Raw genomic sequence first — 5184 nt, forward strand, 5'->3', positions numbered from 1 at the left:
TGTCATTTTCAGAAGACGACTGCACCAGTTGATTGGGCGTAATGGCTGTTGTGCAGCCAGCTCCTGACAGTTCAATATCAGAAGTGATCTGCACCAATCTCGACTATGCTCAATACTCGTGTGCACCAAAGCGAGGTGAGCATGGCGACGGAGGCTCTGTTGCAAAGATTGGCGGCAGTCAGAGGTAGGCTGTCGCTCTGCGCCGATCAGGCGGCTGCTGCGAAATGGTGGTTGAGCATGCCCATGGCCTCCGTCAGCGCCGAGGGCCCAATGCCAAAAGCTCTCTCCACAAGGCGCACCTCGCCCCTGATGCCGGGCTGCAGGCACCAGGGGCGAGCCTGTCCTTTGCGCAGGGCTCGCATGACTTCGAATCCCTTGATCGTGGCATAGGCCGTGGGGATCGATTTGAAACCGCGCACCGGCTTGATCAGTATCTTGAGCTTTCCGTGATCGGCCTCGATCACGTTATTGAGATACTTCACCTGCCGGTGGGCCGTCTCCCGGTCCAGCTTTCCTTCGCGCTTCAATTCGGTGATCGCTGCACCATAGCTCGGCGCTTTGTCGGTATTGAGCGTGGCAGGCTTTTCCCAGTGCTTCAGGCCTCGCAGGGCCTTGCCCAGGAACCGCTTCGCTGCCTTGGCGCTGCGGGTCGGCGACAGGTAGAAATCGATCGTGTCGCCCCGCTTGTCGACTGCCCGGTACAGGTAGGTCCACTTGCCCCGCACCTTGACGTAGGTTTCATCCAGGCGCCAGCTCGGATCAAAGCCACGCCGCCAGAACCAGCGCAGCCGCTTCTCCATCTCCGGGGCGTAGCACTGGACCCAGCGATAGATCGTCGTATGGTCGACCGAAATGCCGCGTTCCGCCAGCATTTCCTCAAGGTCGCGATAGCTGATCGGATAGCGACAATACCAGCGCACCGCCCACAGGATCACATCACCCTGGAAATGGCGCCACTTGAAATCCGTCATCGTTCCGTCCGTCCAATCTCCGCCAAGCATGCTCAAGCTTCACGATTTTTGCAACAGAGCCCACACGAGTATTGAGCATAGTCGAGATTGGTGCAGATCACTTCTGATATTGAACTGTCAGGAGCTGGCTGCACAACAGCCATTACGCCCAATCAACTGGTGCAGTCGTCTTCTGAAAATGACATTTGGTATCTCTCATAAACGGATGTTTTTGAGAGAACTATCTTCGGCCTTCACACGCACGAAAGGCGGCGAAGCTCCGCCGTTAATCCGTCCGCCGGAGATCTCGCCCAGGCAGGCTGAAGGCCGAGCAAGCCTGACAGGCCCGAAAAGCCCGGCACGGGCGTCGGCGGCGATGACGGCGGCGGCATTATCCAGGGTTGATGATGGAAGTGGAGGATATCGACAACCTCTCGCGCAACCAAGACATCGCGGTCGGACTGCAAGTGATCTTGAAGCCACGGGCCCGTCCCACCCCGACATGGACCTCGATGCCCGAACGGACGTTAGATTTCGAGTTCTAGGCGTTCTGCGATGAAGGTTGGATCCCAGCCGGGATTGAAAGTGTCGACGTGGGTGAATCCGAGCCGCTCGTATAGGCCACGCAGGTTCGGGTGGCAGTCGAGCCGCAGCTTGGCGCACCCCTGCGTTCGCGCGGCATGGCGGCAAGCCTCGATCAGCGCGGAGCTGACACCCCGGCCCGCATGTGTCCGTCGCACCGCGAGCTTGTGCAGATATGCGGCCTCCCCCTTGAGGGCGTCGGGCCAGAACTCGGGATCCTCGGCCGACAAGGTGCAACAGCCGACGATGCCGTCGCTGCAACTCGCGACTAGGAGCTCGGATCTCAGGACGAAGGTCTCCGCGAATGTCCGGTCGATCCGCGCGACGTCCCAGGCGGGCGTTCCCTTGGCGGACATCCACGCCGCAGCGTCGTGCATCAGCCGCACAACCTCGTCGATATCACCCGAGCAGGCGACCCGAACGTTCGGAGGCTCCTCGCTGTCCATTCGCTCCCCTGGCGCGGTATGAACCGCCGCCTCATAGTGCAGTTTGATCCTGACGAGCCCAGCATGTCTGCGCCCACCTTCGCGGAACCTGACCAGGGTCCGCTAGCGGGCGGCCGGAAGGTGAATGCTAGGCATGATCTAACCCTCGGTCTCTGGCGTCGCGACTGCGAAATTTCGCGAGGGTTTCCGAGAAGGTGATTGCGCTTCGCAGATCTCCAGGCGCGTGGGTGCGGACGTAGTCAGCGCCATTGCCGATCGCGTGAAGTTCCGCCGCAAGGCTCGCTGGACCCAGATCCTTTACAGGAAGGCCAACGGTGGCGCCCAAGAAGGATTTCCGCGACACCGAGACCAATAGCGGAAGCCCCAACGCCGACTTCAGCTTTTGAAGGTTCGACAGCACGTGCAGCGATGTTTCCGGTGCGGGGCTCAAGAAAAATCCCATCCCCGGATCGAGGATGAGCCGGTCGGCAGCGACCCCGCTCCGTCGCAAGGCGGAAACCCGCGCCTCGAAGAACCGCACAATCTCGTCGAGCGCGTCTTCGGGTCGAAGGTGACCGGTGCGGGTGGCGATGCCATCCCGCTGCGCTGAGTGCATAACCACCAGCCTGCAGTCCGCCTCAGCAATATCGGGATAGAGCGCAGGGTCAGGAAATCCTTGGATATCGTTCAGGTAGCCCACGCCGCGCTTGAGCGCATAGCGCTGGGTTTCCGGTTGGAAGCTGTCGATTGAAACACGGTGCATCTGATCGGACAGGGCGTCTAAGAGCGGCGCAATACGTCTGATCTCATCGGCCGGCGATACAGGCCTCGCGTCCGGATGGCTGGCGGCCGGTCCGACATCCACGACGTCTGATCCGACTCGCAGCATTTCGATCGCCGCGGTGACAGCGCCGGCGGGGTCTAGCCGCCGGCTCTCATCGAAGAAGGAGTCCTCGGTGAGATTCAGAATGCCGAACACCGTCACCATGGCGTCGGCCTCCGCAGCGACTTCCACGATGGGGATCGGGCGAGCAAAAAGGCAGCAATTATGAGCCCCATACCTACAAAGCCCCACGCATCAAGCTTTTGCCCATGAAGCAACCAGGCAATGGCTGTAATTATGACGACGCCGAGTCCCGACCAGACTGCATAAGCAACACCGACAGGGATGGATTTCAGAACCAGAGAAAGAAAATAAAATGCGATGCCATAACCGATTATGACAACGGCGGAAGGGGCAAGCTTAGTAAAGCCCTCGCTAGATTTTAATGCGGATGTTGCGATTACTTCGCCAACTATTGCGATAACAAGAAAAAGCCAGCCTTTCATGATATATCTCCCAATTTGTGTAGGGCTTATTATGCACGCTTAAAAATAATAAAAGCAGACTTGACCTGATAGTTTGGCTGTGAGCAATTATGTGCTTAGTGCATCTAACGCCTGAAATAAGCCGTGCCGCGAAGCGGCATCGGCTTGATTGAATTGTTAGACGGCAAACTCGAGCCAATACTTGTGCAGGCCAACAATATTAGACGAGCACAGCATGGGCATTGCCGCTTTGATCTTCTCCAGTGACCAATTCCACCACTCCATCTCCAGAAGCAATGAAATTTCCTCATCGGTGAAGCGTTTCTTAATCTTCTTAGCGGGATTGCCGCCAACGATAGCGTAAGGCTCCACATCTTTTGTCACCAACGAGCGGCTGCCTATCACCGCACCGTGCCCGATCTTGATTCCGGGCATGACCATTGCCTCAGAGCCGATCCAAACGTCATTGCCAATGACAGTATTACCTGCTTTTTGGAAGGCATCGAGTGCGCTTGAGAATGCAGGTTCTTCCTGCATATAAAAGAACGGGAAAGATGATGCCCAGTCGTACCGATGCCCCTGATTGCCAGCCATGATAAAGGAAGCCCCACTCCCGATAGAGCAGAAACTACCGATGATCAACTTATCAACGTCATCACGGTCCGGAAACAGATACCGTGCGCAGTCATCGAATGAGTGCCCATGATAGTAGCCAGAGTAATAGCTGTACCGCCCAACTTTGATATTGGGGTTCTTCACTTGCTCAGAAAGCAGCTTGCCTTTGAAGGGGCTATCAAAGTAGTTGGTCATAAGAGATCCCGCGGTCTGTGACTTTGCCGTCTAACGTTTGAAATAAGGGGCGCCGAGCGCCAGCGAGGGGAGCCAAAAGCTTGCTTTTGGCCGTCCCGACTTGATTGAAGGGTTGGGCGATTTTGCCATTAGATTTTTTATAAATTTAGTGTGTTTAGAATGGTGATCGCATTTTTCTTGGCTTTTATGCTTGATGTTAAATTCGACCCCAAGTTTCCTGTAAGTGCGGACACAAAAACATATTTATGTCCTGATTTGCTTATAATAAACCCTTCAAACCATCCGTTTTGTAAGGTTCTATTTGCTGTGAATCCTGCACCAGTTTTCCCATACAGTTTTGTACTATTATCCAGATCTTGTAGATACATGTTCTCTATGGTGTTTTCTATGGCTGAGTTTTTAACTGGGAGATTGTGATTAATAATTTTACGCAGGAATTGAATTTGTTCTTCTGGTGAAATTTTTAAGCTACTTTCGAGCCATGCTTCTGTTAATCCGTTGTTTCTTTCTTTATCTCCAGAGAAGTCTTGATTTCCATAATCAAAATCTTTGAGATAATTCTTGATTTTATTTAATCCAATTTTTTGGGTTATTTCTTGCGAAACCCAAACAACAGAAAATTGCATCCACGTCTTTGGTGTATGATTGCTGTTCCAGATCTCCATTCCTTTGGGGGTTTTATCCCATTTGAATATGGTTTTCTGATCTATTATTTCCGCATCAAATGCCATAAGTGATAATGCGATCTTGAAAGTTGAATCTGGTGCCATTTGCGTTGCACACTTTGCTTTATTGAATTGAGCAATTTCAGCGTTTGTGGATGCATCGTAAAGTAAAAAACAACCTTCAGTTCCTTCAAATAATGGAGATGCAACAGTAGAGATATCTGTTGATGCACTGGCGCTGCTGTAGATAATATTTGCAATTATTAAAAAAATAGCGAAGTTGATATGTATTGTGTTTTTCATAATAAGTATTGGTTTGGTAAAGGGCTTAATTTTAACGGCTAACAATTAATGAGGCTCCGGGTTCGCCCAACGTTTGACATGAGGGGCGGCCAAGGGCGCCAGCCCTTGGACGTCCCCCTCGATGGAAGGGTTAGGCATCAC

At 53.5% G+C, this 5184-nt stretch carries 6 protein-coding genes and 2 pseudogenes; 1 reads left to right on the top strand and 7 read right to left on the bottom strand.

What is annotated here, in order from left to right; all coding sequences use genetic code 11:
* A pseudogene (locus SK51_RS25530) lies at positions 1 to 67 on the top strand (EAL domain-containing protein); the annotation flags it as partial.
* 139 nt (positions 68 to 206) lie between these two features.
* Here SK51_RS25530 and SK51_RS23255 read toward each other — a convergent pair.
* From SK51_RS23255 to SK51_RS23280, 7 genes and pseudogenes are all read right to left on the bottom strand, one after another.
* Positions 207 to 971, bottom strand: a complete 765-nt coding sequence (locus SK51_RS23255; RefSeq protein ID WP_001389365.1) for an IS6-like element IS6100 family transposase — start codon at positions 969 to 971, stop codon at positions 207 to 209.
* A gap of 117 nt (positions 972 to 1088) precedes the next feature.
* Positions 1089 to 1157: pseudogene (locus SK51_RS25535) on the bottom strand (EAL domain-containing protein); the annotation flags it as partial.
* A gap of 320 nt (positions 1158 to 1477) precedes the next feature.
* A complete protein-coding gene (locus SK51_RS23260; protein WP_000376623.1) occupies positions 1478 to 1978 on the bottom strand; it encodes a GNAT family N-acetyltransferase in 501 nt (166 codons plus the stop codon).
* A 127-nt stretch (positions 1979 to 2105) separates the two neighbouring features.
* Positions 2106 to 2945: a sulfonamide-resistant dihydropteroate synthase Sul1 gene (gene sul1 / locus SK51_RS23265; protein WP_000259031.1), complete on the bottom strand. Its 840-nt coding sequence runs from the start codon at positions 2943 to 2945 to the stop codon at positions 2106 to 2108.
* Positions 2939 to 3286, bottom strand: a complete 348-nt coding sequence (locus SK51_RS23270; protein WP_000679427.1) for a quaternary ammonium compound efflux SMR transporter QacE delta 1 — start codon at positions 3284 to 3286, stop codon at positions 2939 to 2941. Before SK51_RS23270 ends, sul1 begins: the two co-directional genes overlap by 7 nt.
* 156 nt (positions 3287 to 3442) lie before the next feature.
* Complete coding sequence (locus SK51_RS23275; protein ID WP_000186237.1) at positions 3443 to 4075, bottom strand: type B-3 chloramphenicol O-acetyltransferase CatB3; 633 nt, start codon at positions 4073 to 4075, stop codon at positions 3443 to 3445.
* A 137-nt stretch (positions 4076 to 4212) separates the two neighbouring features.
* Entirely contained in the window at positions 4213 to 5043 is an 831-nt protein-coding gene (locus SK51_RS23280) for an oxacillin-hydrolyzing class D beta-lactamase OXA-1 (protein ID WP_001334766.1), read from the bottom strand.
* Between the last annotated feature and the right edge of the window lie 141 nt (positions 5044 to 5184).

The organism is Enterobacter sp. MGH85, from assembly GCF_001037655.1.
Classification (GTDB): Bacteria; Pseudomonadota; Gammaproteobacteria; order Enterobacterales; family Enterobacteriaceae; genus Enterobacter; species Enterobacter intestinihominis.